Below are 26,127 nucleotides of genomic sequence, written 5' to 3' on the forward strand. Positions count from 1 at the left end.
GAAGCTCATCACCCGAAGACGAGCCCGCGCGGCGCCGTGCGGCAGGGACAACGCTAGCGAGACGGACTAATGACGCGCAAGGCGCATCACCGCGTGTCCGGCTCCGAGTCGAACCAACTGCGAAGATCGCGTGTCGAATACGCCCTCGAACACACAGCGCATCATCCCTGCGGAGGGATGATGCGCTGCACCCATCTACAGCTAGTCGGCCATCGCCAGTCCACCCGACGCAGTGCGGAGAACCCGGAGTCCGGCTCCGTCGAGATAGACGGCCGGGGCATCCAGCTCCAATGCCCCTACCCGGATCCCGTCCGCGCTCCTTCCCTCGAAGACGCTGTTGGCCATCCGCTTGGCGTCGAACAACTGCGGAGGTGCCGCGTATCCAGTCCCGTCTCCGATCCACGCCACCACGCCTCCGGAGGCGAAGATCCAGTCATAGGTTCGATGGACGCCCGTGCGCCATGACTCACTGTCGGGAAACTCCTCAAAAGTGAGATCCCAGAGCTTTATCTCCCAGTCCTGCCCATGCATCGTGAAGTCACCGGCCTGCGCCAGAGCCGGGAAACACTCGAGCGGGAAATCATCGCCGTGCCACGCGCCACGCGGAAACAGAGCGTAGAACGTGATGCCGGGTCGGTCACCACGGAACGGCTGCCTCAGCGTGGCGCGGGCCGGCGTTGTCAAGGGGTGACGCCCCAGTGGCGCAGCTGATCCGCCGTAGCCTCATAGGCAGTCGCCATTTCACCCTTTCTGTCCCCGGAAGTCCATACTTGAACTGCAATCCAGCGACCATTCTGCTCTCCCACGAAGATTTCTACGGGGTCGCCCTGCGTGTGCGTCGGGGTGAGCCGCTTCGTGGGGTTCTGGAGGATCGGACTCAGGATCTTGCGGAGCGCCTCCGGGCTCTTCTTCCCTGACCAGTTACCGGTGACGATGCCGACCTCCTGGAGGTGCCGCCAGGCATGGTTGAGCCGGTCATTTTTGGCGAGAGCCGTCTTGGTAGCAGTCTCACAGAGTCCCGAACCATCGTTGTGGACCAGAATCGACGCGGAACCAGCAACCACGTAGTACGTGTGGATGTCGGCGACCGTGAGGTTGTGGACCACCATCTGAACGGAGCGGTGCCCGACAGCGGAGATCTGGACAAGCGTGCCGGCGCTGGTCCGTAGCCACTGCTGCGGCGAGAGGCGTTCGGCTTCGACCCACTCAGACAACGCTGGCACCCAGAACGGATGGTTGTGCGTGGCGGTGATGGTGGCAGTAGCGACACCACGAGTCCCGTCAGTGTCGACGGTGATGTCGACGAGCTGCTTGTCACCGCTGCCGATGATCGTGTCGGTGACTGCCTTGCCCGCGGTGACGCCGCTGATCGGGTCGGTCGCCAGCACCTCGTCGCCGACGGCCAGCTTTTCGATCGCGCGAGTCGTACCGTCGGCGAGCAGGACCGGGGTGCCAGGAACAAAACTGTTACCAGGGCAGCCGGTGTTGCGGCGATCCAGCAGCTTCTTCTTGGCCTTCTGGAGCAGCTCGTCTGCTTTCTTGCCGGCGAGCCGGAGACCCTCCACGAATTTCTCGTACTTCTTGTACAGGTCCCAGACGTTTCCGAGCTTCTTCAGCTTGCCGAACGGGACCAGGTCGAAGACCGCCCAGAAGCAAGCGCCGAAGCTGGGCTTGGTGACACAGTTCTTGATCTCACCGATGAACAGGTCACCCAGGAATTCAAGACCGTTCTCCTTGATGAAGTCCATCAGGCCTTGTTCGGCGGCTTCCTTGGCCTTGAGGTATTCCGCCCGCTCTTCCGGGGTCAGCTCGTTGAGGAGTTCCTGCTCCTGCTCTGGTGTCAGGCCGGAGCCGTCTTCCAAAGCCTTTTCGATTCGTTCCCGTTCAGCGGTCTCGGCCCGCTCGTACGCTTTCTGCGCTTCCACGGCGTGTTCAAGAGCTTTTGCAGCGGCCTCGGCGGCACTGTCGGCATGCTTCTGCGCCGATTCCGCTGCCTCCTTGGCGTCCGCGGCGTCCGCTTCGGCTTCGTCGGCGGCGCCGCGGGCTGCGGCAGCGTCGCTCTCTGCCCGAATGGCGGCGCTGTCGGCAGCGTCCGCATCGGCTTGCGCCTGCTGGGCGCTGCGGCCGGCGATCGCGGCGTCATTGGCAGCTTCGTTGGCAGCCTGCCGCGCTGCGTAGGCGTCGGCCTTCGCCTGCGCGTCCGCCCGACCCGCACTGGCCGCCGCCGCACGAGCAGCCGCGCCCTCGATCGCAGCCTGCGCGGCGTACTTCTTAGCCTCCGCCGCAGACTGCGCAGCTTCGGCAGCCGACTTAGCCGCTTGGGCAGCGGCGACGTAGGCGGGTTTGACCTGGGCGTTGGCCAGATCGGCAGCCTGCTGCGCCTTGGTAGCTGCGACGAGAGCTTCATCCGCACGGGCCTGCGCCGCGGCCGCCTGTTCCTCGCCGATGGTCTTGGCCTGCTCGGCCACGAGCTTGACGAAGTCCGCGTCGATGTCGGCGCCGGTGAACGGGGAGACCATGGCGATCGCGGTGTCGTGCGGTGCTGCGATTCCCGCCGATGACGACGCTGCTGCAGAAGCCGCTTTGATCGCGGTCTCGGCCTGCGCCGCTGCGGCAACAGCCTCGGTCGTTGCGGCCTCGGCCTCACTCTTAGTCCGGTCCGCTGCCCACAGTGCACGGACCGCTTCCTCAGCGGCTTGCCGGGCCAGGTTCACCGCGTTGGCAGCTGCCTGCGCCGCTTTCGCCTGCTGCGCTGTCGCGACCGCAGCCTTCGCATCAGCCCGCACGCGAGCCGCATGCGTGGCCTTTGCCGAGGCTTCGGCCTTGTCGGCAGCCGCATCAGCTGCAGCTGCCGCGGCACGCGCCTTCTCGGCCGCTGCCCATGCCCGGTCAGCAGCTTGCTGAGCCGCCGTGGCCGCGCCGCGTGCGTTCGCCGCAGCGCCAGTGGCGGTGTTCGCGAATCCCCGTGCCGACTTGGCGGCGTTGTCCGCAGTCCGATACTCGCCGTCGGCCTGGTCCGCCGCGGCTTGCGCCTCGTTCCGGGCTTCCTCGCTGTCAGCCTGGGCCACCCACGCCTTAGTCGTCTGCGCCTTGGCCTGAGCGGTCTGCCGATTGCGCTCCGCAGCGAGCGCCGCATCCCGGGCTTGCTCCGCGGCTCGTTCCTTATCCCATGCGGTCTTCGCAGCGCCGGCAGCCTTCTTGTCCGCGTCCGAAGAACGCTTCGCGGCACCGTCGGCGATGGCTGCCTGGGCTTCGGCGTTCGCCCGCGCGGTTCGGGCTGCTGCGGCCTGCCGCTCGGCCTCCGCACGGTGCGCTGCCGCGTTGGCGGCTTCCTGCTGGGCGATCTGCCGCTGCCGCTTCGCCTCCGCTGCCTGAGCCTCGGCCTCCTGACGGTGCCGGCGGGTCTTCTCTGCCTCCGCCCAAGCTTTGGCCTCGGCCGCCTGCGCCTGCTCACGCGCCTTCTTCGCCCGCGCCGCAGCCGTCTTCGCCGCAGCCGCCTGCTTCGCCGCCGCAGCCGCCAATTTCGCCGCCGACTTCGCGTGCTCCTCCGCATGCTGACGCCACTTGATCGCCTGCTGCGCGTGCGCCTCCGCCTGCGCCTGAGCACCCTGCGCGTTGTTCGTCGCGACAGTCGCGTCCACGGCGTGCACCGCGGTCTGCGCGGCGCCGACCGCAGCGGTGGCAGCCTCGCTCATACCCTGGGTGATCTGCGACCACTCGGCGCCGTACTCCAGGCCGATCTCGATCAGATCGTTTGCCGCTGTGGTGGCCACCTGCGCTGAGCTGGCCGCCTCGGTCGCCGCGGTCTGCGCGTACCCGAGCTGCCGCTTCGACTCCGCATTGGCCGCCGCCAACTCGGTGGCCTTCGACGCCGCCGTACCAGTGCCGGCCAGCACCCGGGTAGCGTGCCGGGCAGAGTTCGCCGCCGCCGCCATCGCGTTCGACGCCTGCTGCAGAGCACGCACGCCTTCGCCGTGCGCCGCCAGCAACCGGGTGCGTGCCTCGTTCGCCGCCGCCGACTTCTGCGCCAGCTCGGTCAGTTCCTCGGCCGCCTTGTTCCGGGCCTCGAGGTCCTTGAGGTACTGCTCACGCTCCTCTGCGTCCGCACGAGCAGCAGCCAGATAGCCGGTGGCCAAGAACGCGTTGATCGCTGCGTCGTTGCCTAGGAGGGCGGTCTCGGCAGCCTTCTTGACGTGCGTCTCTGCCGGTGCTGCCGCAGCGATCAACCGGACCCGCTCCCGCAAGGTGGCAGCCCGTTCGGCAGCGTCTCTGGCGACGATCGCGTCCCGGTCGCGGGCGATGTCCGCCCCGTACGCCAGGAACGCCGCTCGATCGTCGTCGGTACCAGCCAGGACCCGGTCGACCTCGGCGTTGAAGTACGGACCCCCGGTACCCTTCATCGCCTTGATCGCCGCCAGATTGTCCGCGGCTTCCTGCTTCTTGCGGGCCGCGACCTGCTTGTCCAGCGCCGGCTTGTCGGTGATCGCGAACTTCTGGATCACCGCCGCGTCACCGGTGGCGAGCGCGGCCAGGGCGGCGTCGCGGATTTCCGGCTCCGGCGTCAAGGCGGCAACGTCGGCGACCGCCTTACGCCACCGCTCCGCCATCACGTCCACACCAGTCGTGCCGTTCCACGACTCGGTGACCAGTGGCGGGATCTCGATTTCCGAGGCCGGCGCCTCCGTCGCTGCCGCGGACGGTGTGGGCGTCGGCTCGGCGGCCCAGGCCGGTGGGGCGTGTAGAGCGGTGCCGAAAACGATAGCTGCGAGCGACGCCGTGAGCACGGCGCGTAGTCGCGTGAGCTTCACTGCAGAGTCCTATCCAGCAGAAATGGGCACGCGTCACCCGTACGCATGCAGAAAGTCGGAGTCGGCGTCAGCCGTTGGGGTCGAGAAGCGCAGCTTCGGCCTTCACGGCCTTGTCGAAGAGCGCAAGCCAAGACGCGGCCTGTTCCGCTGCCGCCTGCTGTTCCTTGAGCCATTCCTCGCGCGTGCCCAGCGAGGTGCCGGCGATGGTCTGCCAGTGCGGGCTGGTCGCCGACGCGGCGGCGATGGAGATCTGCAGCCAGACCTCGGCCTGCTGGAGGGCGACCTGCTCGGCGTTGGCCCAGGCCACCCGGGGGGCGCTGGTCTGTGCGCCGACGAGGGCCCACTCCCGGGCCGCGGCCGCGCGCAGCTGCGCCTTCGCCTCGTCGGCGGCGTTGCGCGCCTTGAGCTCGGCGTCCTCCGCCGCCTTCACGAGCCCGCGGGACGTCACCAGCCAGGCCTTGTCCGCGTCGGCGCACTGCCTACGGAAGGTCTGGGTGTCCAGCTTGGACGCGCTGACCCAGCCGTAGTTCAGGAATTCGGCGACGTCCTTGTCGGTCGTCCCCTCGGCGACGGCCCGTCCGGCCCAGGCCCGGACCTGATCGCCGGGGTCGTTCTCGCTCAGGAAGATCACGTAGTCGCGGTCGGCCTGCTTCACCAGGTCGGCGCGGAGCTTGTCGTCGGCGATGCCCTGCTTGTCGCGAGCCAGATTCTCCTGGTAGCCGGTGTTGACGAAGTAGGCGAGCTCCGCCTCGCTGCCGATCAAGGCACGGCGACCTGCGTTGTTGACCCACGGGTAGTACTGGACCGGGTGGGTATTGACCATCCGCTGCGTGTAGGAGATGTGCCGGGCAAGCGTCGTCGCGGCGCGTTCCATCGCCTTGTCGTAGCCGCCCTCGATCGCCAGGAAGTTGGTGATGGACGCGACGTCGCCGGGCGCGAGGGCCGCACGGGCGGCGCTGCGCACCAGCGCACGCTCATCGTGGACCGAGAGCCAGCGTACGAAGAACCGCTCCGCTTCCTCGAGCTCGGTCAACGGCTCCGCCGCCCACGCGGGACCGGCGTACGGAACGGCCGCCAGCGTCATCGCGGCCGCCGCAAAGAGCACACTTCTGCGCTTCATGGAATCCCCCGTTTTTCGCGCAACACTGATGCGCCGACCTCCCGAGGTCTGCGCAATAGACGCAGATGAAAACATAAATGTCTGCCAAACGCCTCCCCGGAAATCTCAGGAACATGACTTTCTCCGGGCTGATCAGCGGAAACAGAAATCTGAGCGATCCGTCATAGCGATGCAGCCTTGTCAATGGCCGAAGCGCCGGGCTAGCTTGCCCGGGCGTCCGTTGGCGGCGCGGGCAGGTCCCGTTGCTCGCGCCCTTCGGCATTGACGTCTCTCCAGCACTTCACACGGGGGAATCACCTTCATGTCACCCATCACCCGACGACTTCTCGCTGCCGGCATCGCCGCGGTGGCCCTGACCGCGGCGGCGCCGTCGACCGCGCTTGCAGCCCCGATCCAGTCCCGGCCCGTCACGGCCTTCGCCCTGGCCGCAGACCTGTACGACCAGAAGCTCGCGGTCGCCATCAAGTTCGGTCTGGGCGAGGACGTCGACCTTCCGGGTCTGCCCGACCGGGACTTCGTCATCGCGATCTGGAACCACGTCAAGGACAAGCCGGAGCACTCCGAGGTCCGGGTCGCCGCGGAGATCGCCTTCAGTTCCGCACCGGAGACCGTCGACCAGGCCTGCGCCGACTTCATCCTCACCGAAGTCTTCGCGGCCTTCGACCGGGACATCGAGCGGGAGCGCCAGGTCGCCGAGGCGAAGCGGCAGAGCGATCTGGCCCGCAGCACCGCGGCCGCGGCGATCAATGTGGTCGCCGACGCCGCCCTGCTCAGCGGCACCGACGCCCAGTTCATCCTGAAGATCTGGGAGCTCGTCAACGACGGCGACGACTGGCCGAAGGTCGAGGCCGCGGCGGTCGCCGCCAGCACCGGCACCGCCGAGCAGCAGGCGGCGTTCATCGCCTCCGGCCTGGCCGAGGCCGCGAAGCAGGACACCGCCGACCGGATCGCCAAGGACGAGGAGAAGACCGAGGCCGAGAAGGCCGCCGCGCTGGCCCGCGCCGCGAAGCAGTTCGCCGCGAACCGGATCGGTCTGCCGGTCACCGAGGAGCTGCTCAACCTGCCGGACCGGGATTTCGTGGTGACGGTCTGGAACTTCGCCCCTGAGGGCAGCGAGGTTCAGCTGGCGGCCATCGCCGCCTCGCGCAGCCTGGTCCCGGCCGACTGGAAGACGTTCATCGACACCGGTATCCACCAGGCCAAGGACCGGGACATCGAGAACGCCATCAAGAAGAAGGAAGCCGACGACCGCAAGGCGGTCCAGGCGATCATCGACCGGGCAGTGAAGGCCGGGCACCTCAGCCTGGCGGCCGCCGGACGGGTCGCGCTGGCCGGTACGTACGAGGCGGTCGTGAAGTTCCTGCAGACCGGTCAGTACGAGGTCGGCCCGGACGCGACGTTCGTGACGCTGACCGGCAAGCGGATCGGCATCACCACGTCGGACGGCGCCGCGTACGTCAAGGAGGGCGCGCTCGACGCGGCCTGGGTCAAGGAGTACCCGCGGGTCAAGCAGCTCGTGATCGCCGGGACCCGGATCGGCATCCTGACCACCGACGGCATCGCGTACGTCAAGGAGGGTGGCCTCAGCGCCGGCTGGGTCAAGGAGTACACCGGCGTCAAGCAGATCGCCCTGGACGGCAACCGGATCGGCGTGCTCACCACCGCCGGTGCGGCCCTGGTCAAGGAGGGTGCGCTCAGCGCCGCCTGGAGCAACCAGCACACCGGAATCCAGCAGATCGCTCTCTCCGGCAACCGGATCGGCGTCCTCACCACCGCCGGCGCCGCTCTGGTCAAGCAGGGTGCGCTGAGCGCGGCCTGGAGCAACCAGTACACCGGCGTCAAGCACCTCTCGCTCTCCGGCGACCGGATCGGCGTCCTCACCACCGCCGGCGCGGCGCTCGTCAAGGACGGTGCGCTGAACGCCAACTGGAGCACCCAGTTCACCGGGGTCAAGCAGCTGGCGCTCTCCGGCGACCGGATCGGCACGCTGACCAACGCCGGTGTGGCCCAGGTGAAGGAGGGCGCGCTCAACGCCAACTGGGTCTTCCAGTACAGCGGCGTCACGCAGTTCGCCATCGACGGCACCCGGATCGCGGTTCTGGACACCAACCGGATCGCCCGGGTCAAGGAAGGCGCTCTGAACGCCCTCTGGACGGTCCAGAAGACCGTTCCCAACCCCGCCTGACAATCAGCCTCCACGTAGGCGCTCATGAATGCCTTTGCATTCATGAGCGCCTACGCCGCTTTCCATATCCGGAGAGAACCATGAGACGTACGCTGACCCGGCGGCTGCTCACCGGCGGAATTGCCGTCGCCGCCCTCGTCCCGACGCTGCCCACCACCGCCCACGCCGTTCCGGTTTCCACGGCCGGGGTCGTGCTGGCGGCTGCTGTTGAGGACCTCTACGAAGAGAAGCTCACCGTCGCCATGAAGTTCGGCCTCGGCGAGAACCCGGACCTGCCGGGCCTTTCCGACCGCGACTTCGTGATGGCCTTCTGGCGGGAGATCAAGGACAACCCGGACCACCTGGAGGTCCGGCTCGCCGCCGAGCAGGCGTTCAGCTCGCTGGACCGGGCCGACGAGCTCTGCGTCCGGTTCATCACCACCGAGGTGCACGCCGCGTACGACCGGGACGTCGCGCGGTTGAAGCGGGAGGCCGACGACAAGCGGGAACGTGAGGTCCTGCGCGCCACCGCGGCCGCCGCGGTCGACATCGTCGCCGACGCCGAGTTGCTCGCGGGCAGCGACACCGATTTCATCCGTCGTATCTGGAACCTCATCAAGGACAACCCCGACTGGCCCAAGGTCAAGGCAGCCGGGTCTGCCGCGCTGGCCGGCACCGCGGAGGAGCAGCGGCTGTTCATCACGTCCGGCCTGGCAGCGCTGGCCCGGGAGGACACCGCCGACCGGATCGCCGCGGACCAGGCGCAAACCGATACGGAGAAGGCCGACGCGCTGGCTCGCGCCGCGAAGCAGTTCGCCGCGAACCGGATCGGGATGCCGGTGACCGCCGAGCTGCTCAACCTGCCCGATCGCGACTTCGTGATCGAGGTGTGGAACTTCAGCGCGGACGGCACCGAGGTCCAGACCGCCGCTATCGCTACGATCCGCAGCCACGATCCGGCGGTGTGGAAGGCGTTCATCCACACCGGCATCCACCAGGCCAAGGAACGGGACATCCAGATCGCCCTGGACAAGCAGGAGGCCGAGGACCGGCGGGTCACCGAGGGGATCCGGTCGGGCGCTCTCGGAACCGGCTTCGACAACCTCGTGACCGCGGCCACCCAGGCGCTCGCCGCCGGCCCCGACGCGCTGCGCCGGTTCGTGACCACCGGCCAGTACGAGGTCGCGATCGACGACGCCAACCGGCCCAGCGGCGGCACGTGGGAGTGGCGCAACGTCAACTCGCAGAAGTGCCTCGGCCCGGTCAACGGCGGCACCGGTGACGGCACCCGCCTGGTCCAGACCGACTGCGGCGCCGACCACCAGCAGTGGATCGCGATGCGCGTCTACAACACGGGTGGCCAGTACCGGCTCGTCAACGCCAAGGACCGCACCAAGTGCGCCGGCATCGTCGGCGCCGCGACCGGGAACGACGCGCCGGTGGAGATCCGGACCTGTGACGGCCGGGCGGACCAGCACTTCTACTACCGCACCGTCGGTGACAACTACGTGTGGGTCAACGAGAACGGCCACAAGGCGATCACGGTGCAGAACGCCAGCCGGGACAACGGCGCCGCGGCGATCACCTACGACGTGAACGACAAGACCAACCAGCAGTGGTACCCGACCAGCACCAAGCTCACCGCCGGGCAGTTCCTCAGCCCGACCCTGGGCCTGCACTCGCGCAACAACCACCAGCTGTGGCTGCAGCGCGACGGTAACGCCGTCGTCTACAAGAGCGGCAAGGCGGTCTGGGCGACCAACACCACCACCGGTGTGAAGCTGGTGAACCAGCGGGACGGCAACCTGGTCCTCTACACCGCCGCCGGCAAGGCGGTGTGGGCGTCCAACACCAGCGGCAACGGACCCTCGACGCTGTGGATGCAGGAGGACGGCAACCTGGTGCTCTACCGCAACCGCGACAGCAAGCCGATCTGGGACACCAGGACCGCGAGCTGACCGAAGAAGAGGGGCTCCCCGCGCGGGCGGGGAGCCCCTCTTTTGTTTCCGCGTGTCGAGGCACCGGATTCACGGCGGGCAGCGGCCGTGATGGCACCATGCGCCGGTGAGTTTCGACCTCGTCGTCTGGGCCATGGACCCGACCGCCGCGCCGGACACGGTACGCGCCGCCAACGAGCGGTGCGCCCGCGGCGACCACCCGCAGCGCCCGGCCGACCCGCGCGTCGTCGCCTTCTACGACGCCCTGACCAGCAGCTACCCGGACCGCGGGCCGCGTGCCACGGCGCCGGGCACACCGTGGGCGACCGCACCGCTGCACGCGGCCGCCGACCACATCCAGATGAGGCTGGACGAGAACTGCCCGGACGTGGTCCTGGAGACCATCGAACGCCTGGCCGGCGAACTCAACCTGGACCTGCTGGACCTACAGGACGGCACGGTCTACCGGCCGCCGCTGCAGACCAGGTAGACCGTGCCGGGAACCCTTACTCGCTCAGCCTCCGACGGAAATCGTCGGCCTCTCTGAGGTTGTGCTCCACCATCGCTCGGAAGAACGCCGGGAAGCTGTCGTACCGCTCGACCTCGGCGCCCGCCATCCAGACGATCGACCACTGCTGGTCGCCCTTGCCGCGGAGCAGGACGAACATGTCGATGGTGGTCTCCGAGGCACCGATCGGGAAGCCGACGGACTCGGCCAGATCGGTTCCCTCGGCCTCGGCTTTCGCGTCCTCGAGCAGGTCCAGCGCTTCGGCGTAGGCCGGGCCCGTCAGATCGGCGGTGCCGAACAGGTCGGTGTTCTGCAGGAGTGCGGGCCACCCGTCGGCATGCCGCAGGAACGCGGCGTACTCACTGTCGAAGGTGAACCCGACCGCGGTCTCCGCCTGCCGGACGGCTTTCTCGGTCGCCGGTGGATTCGGCGCCTCGTACCTCCACAACTCCTCCTGGTCGGCCTCCCTCAGCACCTGCTTCGCCGACACCATGCGATCGATCTCGCCGGCCCAGTCGAGTGTCATCGTCACCGCCTCCTACTGCTAGGGCGTACCGCCGCCGCTGGGGTAGATCAGGACGAACTTAGTCGGCTTGTACCCGACCGGGTAGTTGCGCCATCCCTGGATGGAAAGGCTGCTGTTCACCTTCTTTGCCATGTCGATCCATTTGTACGGGATACCGTGACCGAGCCACATGGCGTCCGGCGCGTGACCCGCGACTCCCTTGTACGGCGTACCCGCCTTCTCGGCCCGTCGGCGTTCCCGGGCCGCGGCGTTGTCGGCCTCCCGGCGGATGTCGCCAGCGGTGGAGACACGTCCCGTCTTGGAGAGCAGCTTCTTGGCGATCGCCTCGTTCGAGGCCTCCACGTAAGCCTCGTACTCCTTGATGTGGGTGGCAGTTGCCGTATCCGGAATCTTGATCTTTACCTCGCCGCATCCCGGAACCAGCGGTGCACTAGCTGCGTTCTGGACCGCGGAGAGCTGGACATGGGTTCCGGCGCCGGTGCGCAGCCAGTGCTGTCCGGACGGAGTGGCCGAGCCCGACTGCTCGAAGGTCGGGACGGACAGGAAGGAAGTCTTCGGGGTGGAGTCGGCAACCGTGGTGCGACCGGTGTCCACATCCGTCTGAAGCTTCGCGCCGTCACCCGCTCGATAGACCGTGTCCACGACGCCGCCGGATTTCAGCGTGGCCGGGTCGGCGCTCGCGGTGTAGACGGGCGGAAGGAGCTTGCATTCCTCGTCGTCGCGGTCCTTCTTCTTCTTTCGGGCCTTCTTGAGGAGCTCGTCCTGCTTCTTGCCGGCGTTGCGGATCTTCTCGGCGAACTTCTTGTACTTCTTGTAGATGTCCCAGAGGTTCCCGAGCTTCTTCAGCTTGCCGAACGGGACGAGTTCGAGAACCGCCCAGAAGCACGCACTCCAGCTGGGAGTCTTGATGCAGGTGAGGATCTCGCCGAGGATCAGGTCGCCGAGGATCTCCAGCCCGTTCTCCTTGACGAAGTCCAGGAAGCCCTGACCGGCCAGTTCCTTCGCGGCTTCGTACTCCGCCCGCTCCTCCGGGGTGAGCTCGCGGAGGAGTTCCTCCTCCTGTTCGGGAGTCAGACCGGCGCCGTTCTCGAGCGCCTCCTCGAGCCGTTGGCGTTCGGCTTCCTCGGCTCGCTCGTAGGCCTTCTGGGTCTCGACAGCGTGTTCGAGGGCCTTCGCGGCAGCCGTAGCGGCACTGTCGGCATGCTGTTGCGCGGAGTCCGACGAGGCCTTGGCGTCGGCCGCGTCGGCCTCGGCCTCTTCCGCCGCCTTCTTCGCGGCTGCGGCGTCATTCTCGGCAGCCGTCGCCGCCGCGTTGGCGGCATCCGCGTCGCGCTGCGCCTGCTCGGCGCTGCGGCCGGCGGCCGCGGCATCGGCCGCTGCCTCGTTCGCTGACTGACGCGCCGACCGCGCGTCGGCCCGAGCCTGGGCGTCCGCACGCCCGGCACTGGCCGCCGCCTCACGAGCGGCCGCACCGTCCGCTGCCGCCTGCGCGGCGTATTTCTTGGCCTCGGCAGCCGACTGCGCCGCTTCGGCAGACGACTTCGCCGCCGCCGCAGCCGCCACATAGGCCGGCTTGACCTGGGCATTCGCCAGATCCGCGGCCTGCTGTGCCTTGGTCGCCGCGACCAGGGCCTCGTCGGCACGAGCCTGCGCCTCGGCCGCCTGCTCCTCGCCGATCGTCTTGGCCAGTTCCGCCACCGTCTTGACGAAGTCGGCGTCGATGTCGGCGCCGGTGAACGGCGACACCATCCCGATCGCCGTGTTCGCCGGATCAGCGATACCCGCCGCCGAGGTCGCGGCCGCCGCCGCGGCACGGATCGCGGTCTCGGCCTGCACCGCCGCGGCAACCGCCTCGGACGTCGCCGCCTCGGCCTCACTCTTCGTCCGGTCAGCCGCCCACAGCGCCCGCACTGCCTGATCGGCGGCCTGGATGGCCAGGTTCATCGCCGCGGTGGCCGCGTTCGCCGCTTTGATCTGCTGCGCGGTCGCTTCCGCGGCCTTGGCATCCGCCTTGACCCGCGCGGCGTGGGTGGCTTTGGCTGAGTACTCGGCTTGGTCCGCGGCCGCATCCGCGGCGTCGGCCGCAGCGGAAGCCTTCCGCCACGCAGCCCATGCCCGGTTGGCAGCCTGCTTCGCGGCCGTCGCGGAGGCCCGGGCGTTTGCCGCCGCGCCGGTCGCGGTGTTCGCGAACGAGCGTGCCGACTTGGCCGCGGCGTCAGCCGTCTCGTATTCGCGCTTCGCCTCGTCCGCGGCGGCCTGCGCCTCCGCCTTGGCGGCGTCGCTGTCGGCCGACGCGACCCACGCGTTGGTGGCCTGCACCTTGGCCTGGGCCGCCTGCCGGTCCCGTTCGGCGACCAGTGCCGCGTCCCGGGCCTGCGCCGCCTCCTGCTCCTTCGCCCACGCCTTCCGGTCGGCCTCGGCCGCCTTCGCATCGGCTTCCTCGGAGCTCTTGCTGGCGCTGTCCGCGATGGCAGCCTGCGCCTCAGCGTTCTTGCGTGCACTACGGGCGTCCGCCGCCTGCCGATCGGCTTCGGCACGGTGGTCGGCAGCGTTGGCCGCCTCCTGCTCAGCGATCTGCCGCTGGCGCTTGGCTTCGGCCGCCTTGGCCTCGGCTTCCTGGCGATGCTGGCGGGTCTTCTCCGCCTCCTCCCACGCCTTCTTCTCCGCAGCCTGCGCCTGCTCCCGGGCCTTCTTCGCCCGCGCCGCAGCGGTCCTCGCCGCTGCCGCCTGCTTCGCTGCCGCAGCCGCCAGCTTGGCCGCCGCCTTGGCGTGCTCCTCCGCGTGCTGACGCCACTTGATCGCCTGCTGCGCGTGCGCCTCAGCCTTCGCCTGGGCATCCTCCGCGTTGTTCGTCGCGACGGTCGCGTCGACCGCGTGCACGGCGGTCTGCGCGGCGCCGACCGCGGCGGTGGCGGCTTCGCTCATGCCCTGGGTGATCTGCGACCACTCCGCGCCGTACTCCAGGCCGATCTCGATCAGATCATTCGCCGCAGTAGTGGCCACCTGCGCCGATCGGGCGGCCTCGGTCGCCGCGGTCTGCGCGTACCCGAGCTGCCGCTTCGACTCCGCATTGGCCGCCGCCAACTCGGTGGCCTTCGACGCCGACGTACCGGATCCATCCAGTACTCGCGTCGCGTGCCGGGCAGAGTTCGCCGCCGCCGCCATCGCGTTCGACGCCTGCTGCAACGCCCGCACGCCTTCGCCGTGCGCGGCCAGCAACCGGGTCCGTGCCTCGTTCGCCGCCGCCGACTTCCGCGCCAGCTCGGTCAGTTCCTCGGCCGCCTTGTTCCGCGCCTCGAGGTCCTTCAGATACTGCTCACGCTCCGCCGCATCGGCCCGAGCCGCTGCCAGATAACCGGTGGTCAGGAACGTGTTGATGGCGTCGTCATTGCCCGCGAGCGCGGCTTCGGCAGCCCGCTTCAGGTTCGTCTCCGCGGGCGCCGCCGCGGCGATCAGCCGGACCCGCTCGCGCAACGTGCGTGCCCGCTCGGCCTTGTCCGCCTCGACCTTCGCGTCCCGGTCCCGGGCGATGTCGGCGCCGTAGGCGAGGAAGTTGGCCCGGTCCAGATCGGTGCCGGCGAGAACCCGGTCGACTTCGGCGTTGAAGTACGGGCCGCCAGTGCCCTTCATCGCCTTGATCGCCGCCAGGTTGTCCGCGGCTTCCTTCGCCTTACGAGCCGCAACCTGCTTGTCCAACGCCGGCTTGTCGGTGATCGCGAACTTCTGGATGACCGCCGGGTCACCGGTCGCGAGGGCCGCCAACGCGGCATCGCGGATCTCCGGCTCCGGCGTCAGGGCGGCCACGTCGGACACGGCCTTGCGCCACCGCTCCGCCATCACGTCCACACCGGCCGTGCCGTTCCACGACTCGGTGACCAGCGGCGGAATGTTGAGATCCGGTGACGGCTCCTCCGACGCCACGACGGACGGCGTCGGAGTCGGCTCCGCCGCCAATGCCGGTGGAGCGTGCAGAAGCGTGCCGGCCACCAGACCGGCCAGGGACAGCGTGATCGCGTTGCGTATTCGCTTCGTGATGCTCACAACACATCCGTTCGCGGTTAAATCCGCATAGCGGGTGAAAAAGGGCAGGCTGAGGTCATGCCTCAGCGGCGAAACCGTTTTGGCGTGAAAGGTCAGGCGGGTAAATGCGCCCAGGAGCGCCCGGCCTTGACGGCCTGCTCGTTCAGGCCGTTTCCCGATAGCAGCGGTCGCGCTCCCTGGCCGTCGCGTAGGCGGTACGCACGAACGCTTCGCGCTTCACGTCCGGTGTTCGGGACGCCTGTGGCACGACCGCGAAGACTTCCGGCGAATAGGCCGGTACGCACATCGCGACGAGGTGGGACACGAAATCCTGGTAGCTCGGCCGACTACCCGAGGAACGTGACTCCGCGTATTCCCACCCGGTTTCGAAGAACCGCCGCACACCCATGGTGACGTCTTCGCTGAGCAGCGTGCTCCACACTGCCGACCGGATCATGGCGCGTTCGTCGTACTGCGCCGGCCAGCGGACGAATTCGCACTCTGCGTCATTGACGGCCATGGTGGACACGGCCGCGATATTCGCCGCAGCCGCGCCGGCGAGGCCGGCCCCACCATCCAATGTCAGCGCCTCTGTGGCTATTGCCGCAGCTAGGACGCGTGCTTGCATGTCAGCTCCCCCGTGGAACATCGCAAACGATCGAAGCCGCACGTGGGACGCAGGTTCATCCGACACGGGGCCGCAACGCGAACCGCGCGAATCACCGGGATCGATGAGTTCACGCCGCGGGCATTGAATCACATGATCGACACATTGGACAGCACGCTCCCCAGCGGAGTCGAACACCTCGCGACGGAACGCAATCCCGGTCTTGCAAATTCATCGATGAAGTCGATAGCATCCGGCAACTGCGACGCTTCCGGCACACGGGGACGCCGGTCGTGCGCATCGAATCACGGGGATTCACATGCACCTTTCATCGGCGCGTACTTCCACAGTGGCCGGTCTGACGAACGACGTCCCCGGAGACCACACGCCGATCAGGCTGACGAATTACCACTGACCTCGGGCACCGTTTCACGGCTGCCCGCAATGGCTGCTGCCCGGATCGCTCGCCTCCCATGAATTCAGAAAGGCCGACGTGAATATCATCACGCGTGCGAGGCTGACCGGTCTCGCCGGTGCGGACGCCGACCACCTCGCCACCGGCGTCGTGACCGCCCGCGACTGATGCCCACGTCTCAGGCGGTGCGCAGGTCGACTGCGGCCGCCTGAGAGGAGCCGATCTCGCGGGACACCCGGGCAAGCACCTCGGGGTCGGCGGCCGAGTCGATGGTCAGCGCCATCAGGGCCTCGCCGCCGGCGGCCCGGCGGGCCACCTGCATCGCGGCGATGTTCACGCCGGCGCGGCCGAGGGTGGTGCCGATCGCGCCGACCACGCCGGGCCGGTCCCGGTAGCGGAAGAAGAGCAGCACGTTCTCCGGGGGCAGGTCCAGCTCGAAGCCGTCGACCTCGACCAGCTTCGCCGTCTCCCGGGTGCCGGCAGTCACGATGGTGCCGGCCACCGCGACGGTACGCCCATCCGGCAGCGCCCCACGCACAGTGATCAGGTTGACGTGCTCCCCGGCGTCCTCGTACGTCGCCAGGTCCACCTCGACTCCACGGTCGGCGGCCAGGTGCGGGGCGTTCACGTACGTCACCTGCTCCTCGACCACCGGCGCGAACAGGCCTTTCATGGTGGCCAGTTCGAGCACCGTGACGTCGTGGGCGACGACCTCACCGCGGACCTCCACGGTGATCCGGGCCGCGACCCCGCCGGCGACCGCGGTGAAGACCCGGCCGAGCCGTTCGGCGAGCGGCAGCAGCGGGCGGACGTCCTCGTCGACCGCCCCGCCGGCCCGGACGTTCACCGCGTCCGGCACGAACTCGCCGCGCAGAGCCAGCTGCACGCTGCGGGTCACCGCCATCCCGGCCTTGTCCTGCGCCTCGGCCGTCGACGCGCCCAGGTGCGGGGTGACCACCACGTTGTCGAAGCCGAACAGCGGCGACGAGGTGATCGGTTCGGCCTCGAAGACGTCCAGGCCGGCGCCGGCCACCCGGCCCTCGGCCAGCGCCTCGGCGAGCGCCGCCTCGTCGACCAGCCCGCCGCGGGCCGCGTTCACGATCCGGACCGTCGGTTTGACCAGCGCCAGTTCCCGCGCTCCGATCAGGCCGAGCGTCTCCGGCGTACGCGGCAGGTGCACCGAAATGAAATCGCTCTCCTTGAGCAGGTCGTCGAGGCTCATCAGCTGGACGCCCAACTGTCCCGCCCGGGCCGGCTGCACATACGGGTCGTACGCGATGAGGCGTACCCCGAAGGCGGCCATGCGTTGTGCGAACAGGACGCCGATGCGGCCCAGCCCGACCACCCCGACGGTCTTGCCCTGAACCTCGACCCCGGTGAACGCGGAGCGCCGCCAGGCGCCCGCCTTGAGCGTCGCGCTGGCTGTCGCGGTATGCCGCGCGACCGCGAGCAGGAGGGCGACCGCCTGCTCAGCGGCCGAGACGATGTTGCTGGTGGGCGCGTTCACCACCAGGACGCCGCGGGCGGTCGCGGCGGGCAGGTCGACGTTGTCCAGGCCCACCCCGGCCCGGGCCACCACGCGCAGCCGGGGCGCGGAGGCCAGCGCCTCGGCGTCGATCCGGGTGGCGCTGCGGACGATGACCGCATCCGCCTCGGCGAGCGCGGCGAGCAGTGCCGGCCGGTCGGTGCCGTCCACTTGCCGGACCTCGTGGTCCTCGGCGAGCAGGTCGAGCGCGGCCGGAGCGAGTTCCTCGGTGACCAGGACGACAGCAGTCATGACTTCCATCCGCCTTTCGTCGCCATTGACGATGCCGAATGGTACGAACGGAGGCCAGTTGAGGTTCAGTTCATTCATGAAAACGCCCGGCCGGGTAAACCCGGCCGGGCGTCATCAGTAGCGCAGCGAGAAGATCAGGCGGTCTCGGTGATGGGCCGGTCCACCCAGCTCATCATGCCGCGCAGCTTCGCACCGGTGATCTCGATCGGGTGCTGGGCGCCCTGCTCGCGGTACTTCTTGAGCTCCGGGCCGCCGGCCTCGTCGTCCTCGATCAGGTGGCGGGTGAACGCGCCGGACTGGATGTCGGCGAGGATCCGCTTCATCTCCTCCTTGGTCTCCGCGTTGATCACCCGCGGGCCGGAGACGTAGTCACCGAACTCGGCGGTGTCCGAGACGCTGTACCGCATCCGGGAGATGCCGCCCTCGTACATCAGGTCGACGATCAGCTTGAGCTCGTGCAGACACTCGAAGTACGCGATCTCCGGGGCGTAGCCGGCCTCGGTGAGCACCTCGAAACCGGTCTGCACCAGCGCCGCGGTGCCGCCGCAGAGGACCGCCTGCTCACCGAAGAGGTCGGTCTCGGTCTCTTCCTTGAAGGTCGTCTTGATGACGCCGGCGCGGGAGCCACCGATCGCCTTCGCGTACGACAGGGCGAGCGCGAGGCCCTCGCCGGTCGGGTCCTGCTCCACGGCGACCAGCGCGGGGACGCCCTTGCCGTCCACGTACTGGCGGCGGACCAGGTGGCCCGGGCCCTTCGGGGCGACCATCGCGACGGTCACGTCCGCCGGCGGCTTGATCAGCTCGAAGCGGATGTTGAGGCCGTGGCCGAAGAAGAGCGCCTTGCCCGCGGTCAGGTTCGGGGCGATGGACTCGGCGTAGATCTTGCGCTGGGCGGTGTCCGGCGCCAGCACCATGATCACGTCGGCCCAGGCGGAGGCCTCGGCCGGGGTCTTCACCGTCAGGCCCTGCTCCTCGGCCTTGGGACGGCTCTTCGAGCCCTCCTGCAGACCGACCACCACGTCGACGCCCGAGTCACGCAGCGAGAGCGAGTGCGCGTGGCCCTGGCTGCCGTAGCCGATCACGGCGACCTTCTTGCCCTGGATGATCGACAGGTCGGCGTCGTCGTCGTAGAAAACTTCCGCGGTCATGGATTCCTTCTTCTCTCGTGTTCGTAACAACTAGGCGGCGCGAAGGGCCGGGCCGGTGGTGATGGAACGGGAGCCGCGGCCGATCGCCACGAGACCCGACTGCACCATCTCCTTGATGCCGTACGGCTCGAGGTCGCGCAGCAACGCATCCAGTTTGTCGGGGTTACCGGTGGCCTCGATCGTCAGGGTGTCCGGAGCGACGTCGATCACCCGGGCCCGGAACAGCTCGACGGTCTCGAGCACCTGGCTGCGCTGTGCCCGGTCGGCACGCACCTTGACCAGCAGGAGCTCACGCTGGACCGACTGAGCCGGGTCCAGCTCCACGATCTTCAGGACGTTCACCAGCTTGTTGAGCTGCTTGGTGACCTGCTCCAGCGGAGACGTGTCCGCGTTGACCACGATCGTGATGCGGGAGACTTCCGGGTTCTCCGTCTCGCCCACCGCCAGGGAGTCGATGTTGAAGCTGCGCCGGGAGAACAGGCCACTCACGCGGGCCAGCACACCCGGCTTGTTCTCGACCAGCACGCTCAGCGTGTGCTTGTTCGTCATCAGAGGTCGTCCTCATCGAACGTGGGACGCACGTCCCGGGCGAACATGATCTCGTCGTTGCTGGTGCCGGCCGCGACCATCGGCCAGACCATGGCGTCCTTGCCGACCGTGAAGTCGATGACCACCGGAGCGTCGTTGATCTCCATGGCCTGCTTGATGACCTTGTCGACGTCGTCCTTCGACTCGCAGCGCAGGCCGATGCAGCCGAGCGCCTCGGCCAGTTTCACGAAGTCCGGGATACGGTGCTTGTGGGTGCCCAGCTCGGTGTTCGAGTACCGGCCGTCGTAGAACAGTGTCTGCCACTGCCGGACCATGCCCAGGTTGCCGTTGTTGATCACGGCGACCTTGATCGGGATGCCCTCCAGCGCGCAGGTGGCCAGCTCCTGGTTGGTCATCTGGAAGCAGCCGTCGCCGTCGATCGCCCAGACCTGGGTGTCCGGCTGCGCGACCTTGGCGCCCATCGCGGCCGGGACGGCGTAGCCCATGGTGCCGGCGCCGCCCGAGTTGAGCCAGGTGCCCGGCTTCTCGTACTTGATGAACTGCGACGCCCACATCTGGTGCTGCCCGACACCGGCGCAGTAGATCGCGTCCGGCCCGACCAGCTCGCCGATCCGCTCGATCACGTACTGCGGGGCCAGGGTGCCGTCGGTCGGCTCCTCGTAGCCCAGCGGGTAGCGCTCGCGAAGTTCGTTGAGCGTCTTCCACCAGGCCTCGTACTGGCCGGCGCCCTCGGCGGTCGCGGAGACCGCGGCGATCAGCTCGTCGATCACGTGCCGGGCGTCGCCGACGATCGGGACGTCCGCGTGCCGGTTCTTGCCGATCTCGGCCGGGTCGATGTCGGCGTGCACGACCTTGGCGTCCGGGGCGAACGAGTCCAGCTTGCCGGTGACCCGGTCGTCGAAGCGGGCGCCGAGCGTGACCAGCAGGTCGGACTTCTGCATCGCGTAGACCGCGGGAACCGTGCCGTGCATGCCGGGCATGCCCAGGTGCTGCGGGTGCGAGTCGGGGAACGCGCCGATGCCCATCAGCGTGGTGATCACCGGAATGCCGGTCAGCTCGGCGAGCTTGCGCAGCCCGTCGGTGGCACCGGCTTTCAGGACGCCGCCTCCGACGTACAGAACCGGGCGCTTGGCCTGGGCGATCAACCGCGCGGCCTCACGGATCTGCTTGCCATGGGGATGCAGAGTCGGGCGATAGCCCGGAAGGTCCAGCGTGGGCGGCCAGGCGAAGGTGGTCTGCGCCTGGAGCACGTCCTTCGGGATGTCGACCAGGACCGGGCCGGGCCGGCCGGTGGCCGCCAGGTGGAACGCCTCGGCCAGCACCCGCGGCAGCTCCTCCGGGCTCTGGACCAGGAAGTTGTGCTTGGTGATCGGCAGGGTGATGCCCTGGATGTCCGCCTCCTGGAAGGCGTCCGTCCCGATGTACGGCCGGCCGACCTGCCCGGTGATCGCGACGATCGGAACCGAATCCATGTACGCGTCCGCGATCGGCGTGACCAGGTTGGTCGCGCCCGGACCGCTGGTCGCGATGCAGACGCCGACCTTGCCGGTGGCCTGCGCATAGCCGGTGGCGGCGTGCCCGGCGCCCTGCTCGTGCCGGACCAGGATGTGCCGCACCTTCGAGTCGAAGAGCGGGTCGTACGCCGGGAGGATGGCGCCGCCCGGAATGCCGAACGCGACCTCGACCCCGAGCGCCTCGAGCGACCGGACGAGCGCGCCGGCACCGGTGGTGGCTACCGGGGCCACGACTGCGGGGGCGGTGTTCACGGCCGCCGCGACGGTGGCCGGAGTGACTCGTTGGGCGAGAGATTCGGGAGTGGGTCTCGTCATGGCAGTTCAGACCTTTTCGGGTTGGTCGGTCCAGTCAATTTGAGCAACAAAAAAGGCCCTCGTGCAGAAGCACGGGACCTAGCGCACCCTCCTCAAGCGGAGAGTGCGCTCAGATAAGTACTCGGGACTGGAAGCACATGCGGCTAACCTTGCCCCATCTCACGGCCTGAGTCAACTGATCCCACATTTTGATCAGCGAAATCAGGGTCGCTCGGCAGCAGCGCTCTGACCTGCCGCATTCCCGGGCCGAGGCGGACCACCTGGCTGCGCGCCGGGGCATCGATCGCCGGGGCGTTGCGCGGCGCCGGCGGCTGCGGTCGCGGTCCCGCCGGGCGCAGGGTGCGCAGTCGCGTCTCGAAGTGCTCGGCCGGCACACCCCAGCCGAAGAGCGAACCCTGCCCGAGCCGGCAGCCCGCCTCCTCGACCACCTCGCGCTGGGCCGGCGTGCCGATGCCCTCGGCGAGCACCTCCAGGCCGAGCCGGTGCCCGAGCCGGACCACCACGTCGACCAGCGGGGCGGCCGTCCCGGTCCGCGACTCGGGCTCGGCCACCAGCGCATGGTCGATCTTCAGGATGTCCACCGGCAGGGTCCGCAGCTGGGTCAGCGACGAATAGCCCGCGCCGAAGTCGTCGAGCGCGATCCGTACGCCGGTCTCGCGCAGCTCGGCGAGCCGGCCGACCAGCTCCTCCATGTCGGTGGCGACGGCGTGCTCGGTCACCTCCAGCACCAGCCGCTGCGGCGGCACGCCGTACTCGGCCAGCACGTCGGCGACCTGGCCGGCGTAGTCGGCGGCGTGCAGCTCCTTGGGCGACAGGTTCACCGAGACCCAGACGTCGTGCCCCTTGCCCAGCCAGTCGGCGAGCTGCTTGCAGGCCTGCTCGAGGACCCAGGCGCCGATCCGGTTGATCAGCCCGGACTCCTCGGCGACCGGGATGAACTCGTCCGGGCGTACCGGTCCCAGGTCCGGATGGGTCCACCGCAGCAGCGCCTCGGCGCCCACCGGGCGCATCGACGGCAGCGCCACCACCGGCTGGAACACCAGCCGCAGCTGCTCGCGATCGATCGCGTGGCGCAGCTCGCCCTGCAACGTTCCGCGGCGGCGCAGCAGCTCGTCGTAGCCGGCCTGGTAGCGCTCCACCCGGTTCTTGCCGCGCTGCTTGGCGTAGCGCAGCGCCAGGTCGGCGTCGTGCAGCAGCTCACCGGTGTCGGCCACCCCGACGCTGGCGGAGAGGAAGATCGGGCCGCCGTCGACCTCGTACGGCTCGCCGAGCACGGCCAGCAGACGGTGTGCGGCCAGCACCGCCTCCTCGGCGTCGCCGTGCATCAGCACCGCGAACTCGTCGCCGCCCAGCCGGGCCGCGACGTCGCCCTCCAGCAGGTTGTGCTTGAGCCGGGAGCCGACCTCGACCAGCACGGCGTCGCCGATGTCGTGCCCGCGCATGTCGTTGACGATCTTGAAGCCGTCCATGTCGATGCCGAGCAGGGCGGCGTTCTCCGGCGACTCGCGCAGGGCCCGCTGCAGGCCCCGGCGGTTGGCCAGGCCGGTCAGCGGATCGGTGTGCGCCAGCTCGCGGAAATGGGCCTCCCGCAGGCGCAGCTGCACCGTGTAGCGCCGGACGTCGCCGAGCGCCAGGTACTGCCGGGCCACCAGGGCCAGGCCGACGACCGCGGCGCCGAAATAGCCGAGCACGTCCATCGTGCCGCCGCGGATCAGGTGGTAGCCGAGCGCGCCGAGCATGGCGATCATCACGACCACCGCGTACGCCCCGCCGCGCTCCAGGACGTCACCGTTCAGCTCGACCGGGCGGTCGGCGGCCCGCACCGCGAACGCGATGTGCACCAGCCCGGCGGTGAGCAGCAGCACGCTGAACAGGGCGAACCCGTCGCGTTCCCGGCAGATGCCGCCGGCGAGCGCGGTCGCCGCGATCGCGACCAGGCTCACCCCGGCCGCCACCCGGACGGTGTGCCGACGTGGCCGGTGCGCATGCAACCCCATCACCGCGGTCAGCCCGAGGGCCAGCACCGCGAAGACCGCGGGCAGCAGCACGGCGAGACACGGGTACGGCGTGAGGTCGCCGAGGATCCGCGTGGGCCGGGAGATCAGCACCCAGCCGACGAACCAGATCGCCGCCGCGATCACCAGGCCGTCCAGCACGTGACGGACCGCGGCGGCCGGGCCGCGGGTCGCGCCGGGCAGCGCCACCGTGCCGGCCAACAGGGTGAGTGTGCCGCAGCTCATGGCGATCGCGACCGCGGTGGCCAGCGTCCGCGTGTGGCCGGGATCATGGTGGTGCACCAGCAGGGCGCTGGCCAGCCCGGCCAGCGCGGCGGCCGTGGCCAGCGCGCCACCGGCCGCGAGCAGGAGATGTGCCCGCCGGGCCGCGCCGGTGTGCCGGCGACCGGACTGCCCGAGATAGGCCACCGCGGGGACGGCAGCCAGCAGGCACGCGAGTGCCGCCAGCTCCAATCCGGACGGTGAATGCACGGACACACTGTGCCGGATCTCCGTCGATTTCAACAGACCCCGGCGTCCCGAGCTGTGGACGTCCTAGGCGATTCGCCGGCCGGCCGGTGGCAGTATGGGGGGATGCCTGAGCTGCGCTCCCGGACCTCGACCCACGGTCGCACGATGGCCGGCGCGCGCGCCCTGTGGCGCGCCACCGGCATGACCGACGACGATTTCGGCAAGCCGATCGTCGCGATCGCCAACAGTTACACCCAGTTCGTACCGGGGCATGTCCATCTCAAGGACCTCGGCGGTCTGGTCGCCGAGTCGATCGCCGCGGCCGGCGGCGTCGGGCGTGAGTTCAACACCATCGCGGTCGACGACGGCATCGCCATGGGCCACGGCGGCATGCTCTACTCCCTGCCCAGTCGCGAGCTGATCGCCGACGCGGTGGAGTACATGGTGAATGCGCACTGCGCCGACGCCCTGGTCTGCATCTCGAACTGCGACAAGATCACCCCCGGCATGCTGATCGCCGCGCTGCGGCTCAACATCCCGACGGTCTTCGTCTCCGGCGGCCCGATGGAGGCCGGCAAGACGGTCGCCATCGAGGGCATCGTGCACGAGAAGCTCGACCTGGTCGACGCGATGAGCGCCGCGGCCAACGACAACGTCACCGACGCCCAGCTCGACACCATCGAGCGCTCGGCCTGCCCGACCTGCGGCTCGTGCTCCGGCATGTTCACCGCCAACTCGATGAACTGCCTGACCGAGGCGATCGGCCTGTCGCTGCCCGGCAACGGCTCGACCCTGGCCACGCACGCCTCCCGCAAGGCGCTGTTCACCGAGGCCGGCCGGCTGATCGTGGAGATCGCCAAGGACTACTACGAGAAGAACGACGAGTCGGTCCTGCCGCGCTCGATCGCCAGCCGCAGCGCCTTCGAGAACGCGGTGGCGCTGGACGTGGCGATGGGCGGCTCGACCAACACCGTCCTGCACCTGCTGGCGGCGGCCCGCGAGGCCGAAATCGACTTCAGCGTGTCGGACATCGACGCCATCTCCCGCCGGGTGCCCTGCCTGTCGAAGGTGGCGCCGAACAGCCCGAAGTACCACATGGAGGACGTGCACCGGGCCGGCGGCATCCCCGCGCTGCTCGGCGAGCTGCACCGCGGTGGGGCGTTGCAGACCGACGTGCGGTCCGTGCACTCGACGTCGCTGTCCGCCTGGCTCGACAAATGGGACATCCGCGGCTCCGACCCCTCGCCCGAGGCGTTGGAGCTGTTCCACGCCGCGCCCGGCGGCGTGCGTACCACCGAGCCGTTCTCGACGCAGAACCGCTGGGCCACGCTCGACACCGACGCTGTCGAAGGCTGCATCCGGTCGGTCGAGCACGCGTACACGGTCGACGGCGGCCTGGCCATCCTCTTCGGCAACCTCGCCCCCGACGGCTGTGTCGTGAAGACCGCCGGCGTCGACGAGTCGATCTGGAAGTTCACCGGCCCGGCCCGGGTCTACGAGTCCCAGGACGACGCAGTCGCCGGCATCCTCGGTAAGGAGGTCGTCGAGGGCGACGTCGTGGTCATCCGCTACGAGGGCCCGCGCGGTGGCCCGGGCATGCAGGAGATGCTCTACCCGACGTCCTTCCTGAAGGGCCGCGGTCTGGGCAAGGCCTGCGCGCTGATCACCGACGGCCGCTTCTCCGGCGGCACGTCCGGCCTCTCGATCGGCCACGTCTCCCCGGAGGCGGCGGGCGGCGGCCTGATCGCCCTGGTCGAGACCGGCGACGAGATCACGATCGACATCCCGGGCCGCAGCATCACCCTCAACGTCCACGACGACGTGCTGGCCCAGCGCCGGCACGAGGAGGAGCGGCGGGCCAAGCCGTACACGCCGGTCGCGCGCCAGCGCCCGGTCTCGGCGGCGCTGCGCGCTTACGCCTCGATGGCCACCAGCGCCAGCGACGGCGCCTACCGCCGAGTTCCCGAATAGATTTCGTACGCCTACGGGGCCGGGCGCGGAATCCTCGCCCGGCCCCGCCTACGGCGGCTGGCGCCGGCACGGCCCACACCTCCCACGGCGTAGCCCACTGCCACCCGCCACGACTCGGCTCGCCAACCCGCCCCAATTTCCCAGATCTCCGGAAGCGGCCCACCCAGCGCCCGCCGCCTCTCCGCTTTGTCACGCGGCCCGCCCCACGCCGCCGCCCCTTCGCCTCGCGCGGCCCAGCCTCTCCGCTCTCCCACGCGGCGCGCCTAGGCCGTGTCGCCAAAGG

Annotated in this window: 15 protein-coding genes; 4 read left to right on the forward strand and 11 right to left on the reverse strand. The window is 69.3% G+C overall.

Annotated elements, in window-relative coordinates:
• Positions 1–201: 201 nt before the first annotated feature.
• The 3 genes from OHA21_RS33225 to OHA21_RS33235 form a co-directional block, all read right to left on the reverse strand.
• The gene (locus tag OHA21_RS33225) at positions 202–684 is read right to left on the reverse strand and encodes a hypothetical protein (RefSeq protein ID WP_328461677.1); all 483 of its coding nucleotides are present in this window, start codon (positions 682–684) and stop codon (positions 202–204) included.
• Entirely contained in the window at positions 681–4,808 is a 4,128-nt protein-coding gene (locus tag OHA21_RS33230; RefSeq protein WP_328461678.1) for a polymorphic toxin-type HINT domain-containing protein, read from the reverse strand. Before OHA21_RS33230 ends, OHA21_RS33225 begins: the two co-directional genes overlap by 4 nt.
• Positions 4,809–4,875: 67 nt before the next feature.
• A complete protein-coding gene (locus OHA21_RS33235; protein WP_328461679.1) occupies positions 4,876–5,928 on the reverse strand; it encodes a hypothetical protein in 1,053 nt (350 codons plus the stop codon).
• A 301-nt stretch (positions 5,929–6,229) separates the two neighbouring features.
• Here OHA21_RS33235 and OHA21_RS33240 point away from each other — a divergent pair, with 301 nt between their 5' ends.
• The 3 genes from OHA21_RS33240 to OHA21_RS33250 all read left to right on the forward strand — a co-directional run bounded on the left by OHA21_RS33240 (position 6,230) and on the right by OHA21_RS33250 (position 10,519).
• Entirely contained in the window at positions 6,230–8,113 is a 1,884-nt protein-coding gene (locus OHA21_RS33240) for a hypothetical protein (RefSeq protein WP_328461680.1), read from the forward strand.
• Between the two features lie 80 nt (positions 8,114–8,193).
• The gene (locus OHA21_RS33245; RefSeq protein ID WP_328461682.1) at positions 8,194–10,050 is read left to right on the forward strand and encodes an RICIN domain-containing protein; all 1,857 of its coding nucleotides are present in this window, start codon (positions 8,194–8,196) and stop codon (positions 10,048–10,050) included.
• A 133-nt stretch (positions 10,051–10,183) separates the two neighbouring features.
• Entirely contained in the window at positions 10,184–10,519 is a 336-nt protein-coding gene (locus tag OHA21_RS33250) for a hypothetical protein (RefSeq protein ID WP_442875188.1), read from the forward strand.
• Between the two features lie 16 nt (positions 10,520–10,535).
• Here OHA21_RS33250 and OHA21_RS33255 read toward each other — a convergent pair whose 3' ends face one another.
• The 8 genes from OHA21_RS33255 to OHA21_RS33290 all read right to left on the reverse strand — a co-directional run bounded on the left by OHA21_RS33255 (position 10,536) and on the right by OHA21_RS33290 (position 23,894).
• Complete coding sequence (locus OHA21_RS33255) at positions 10,536–11,063, reverse strand: SMI1/KNR4 family protein (protein ID WP_328461686.1); 528 nt, start codon at positions 11,061–11,063, stop codon at positions 10,536–10,538.
• Positions 11,064–11,081: 18 nt separating this feature from the next.
• Entirely contained in the window at positions 11,082–15,104 is a 4,023-nt protein-coding gene (locus OHA21_RS33260; protein WP_328461688.1) for a hypothetical protein, read from the reverse strand.
• 142 nt (positions 15,105–15,246) lie between these two features.
• A complete protein-coding gene (locus OHA21_RS33265) occupies positions 15,247–15,711 on the reverse strand; it encodes a hypothetical protein (RefSeq protein WP_328461690.1) in 465 nt (154 codons plus the stop codon).
• Positions 15,712–16,283: 572 nt separating this feature from the next.
• Entirely contained in the window at positions 16,284–17,882 is a 1,599-nt protein-coding gene (gene serA / locus OHA21_RS33270) for a phosphoglycerate dehydrogenase (protein ID WP_328461692.1), read from the reverse strand.
• A 134-nt stretch (positions 17,883–18,016) separates the two neighbouring features.
• Positions 18,017–19,030: a ketol-acid reductoisomerase gene (gene ilvC / locus OHA21_RS33275; protein WP_328461694.1), complete on the reverse strand. Its 1,014-nt coding sequence runs from the start codon at positions 19,028–19,030 to the stop codon at positions 18,017–18,019.
• A gap of 30 nt (positions 19,031–19,060) precedes the next feature.
• On the reverse strand, positions 19,061–19,579 hold the full coding sequence (gene ilvN, locus OHA21_RS33280) for an acetolactate synthase small subunit (protein WP_196413761.1): 519 nt from the start codon (positions 19,577–19,579) through the stop codon (positions 19,061–19,063).
• Entirely contained in the window at positions 19,579–21,408 is a 1,830-nt protein-coding gene (locus tag OHA21_RS33285; protein WP_328461698.1) for an acetolactate synthase large subunit, read from the reverse strand. The genes ilvN and OHA21_RS33285 overlap by 1 nt, the downstream gene beginning before the upstream one ends.
• 143 nt (positions 21,409–21,551) lie before the next feature.
• A complete protein-coding gene (locus OHA21_RS33290) occupies positions 21,552–23,894 on the reverse strand; it encodes a putative bifunctional diguanylate cyclase/phosphodiesterase (RefSeq protein ID WP_328461700.1) in 2,343 nt (780 codons plus the stop codon).
• 102 nt (positions 23,895–23,996) lie between these two features.
• On the opposite strand from OHA21_RS33290, the gene ilvD reads away from it, so the two are divergent.
• Positions 23,997–25,844: a dihydroxy-acid dehydratase gene (gene ilvD / locus OHA21_RS33295; protein ID WP_328461702.1), complete on the forward strand. Its 1,848-nt coding sequence runs from the start codon at positions 23,997–23,999 to the stop codon at positions 25,842–25,844.
• Positions 25,845–26,127: the final 283 nt, after the last annotated feature.

It is taken from the genome of Actinoplanes sp. NBC_00393 (assembly GCF_036053395.1).
Taxonomy (GTDB): domain Bacteria; phylum Actinomycetota; class Actinomycetes; order Mycobacteriales; family Micromonosporaceae; genus Actinoplanes.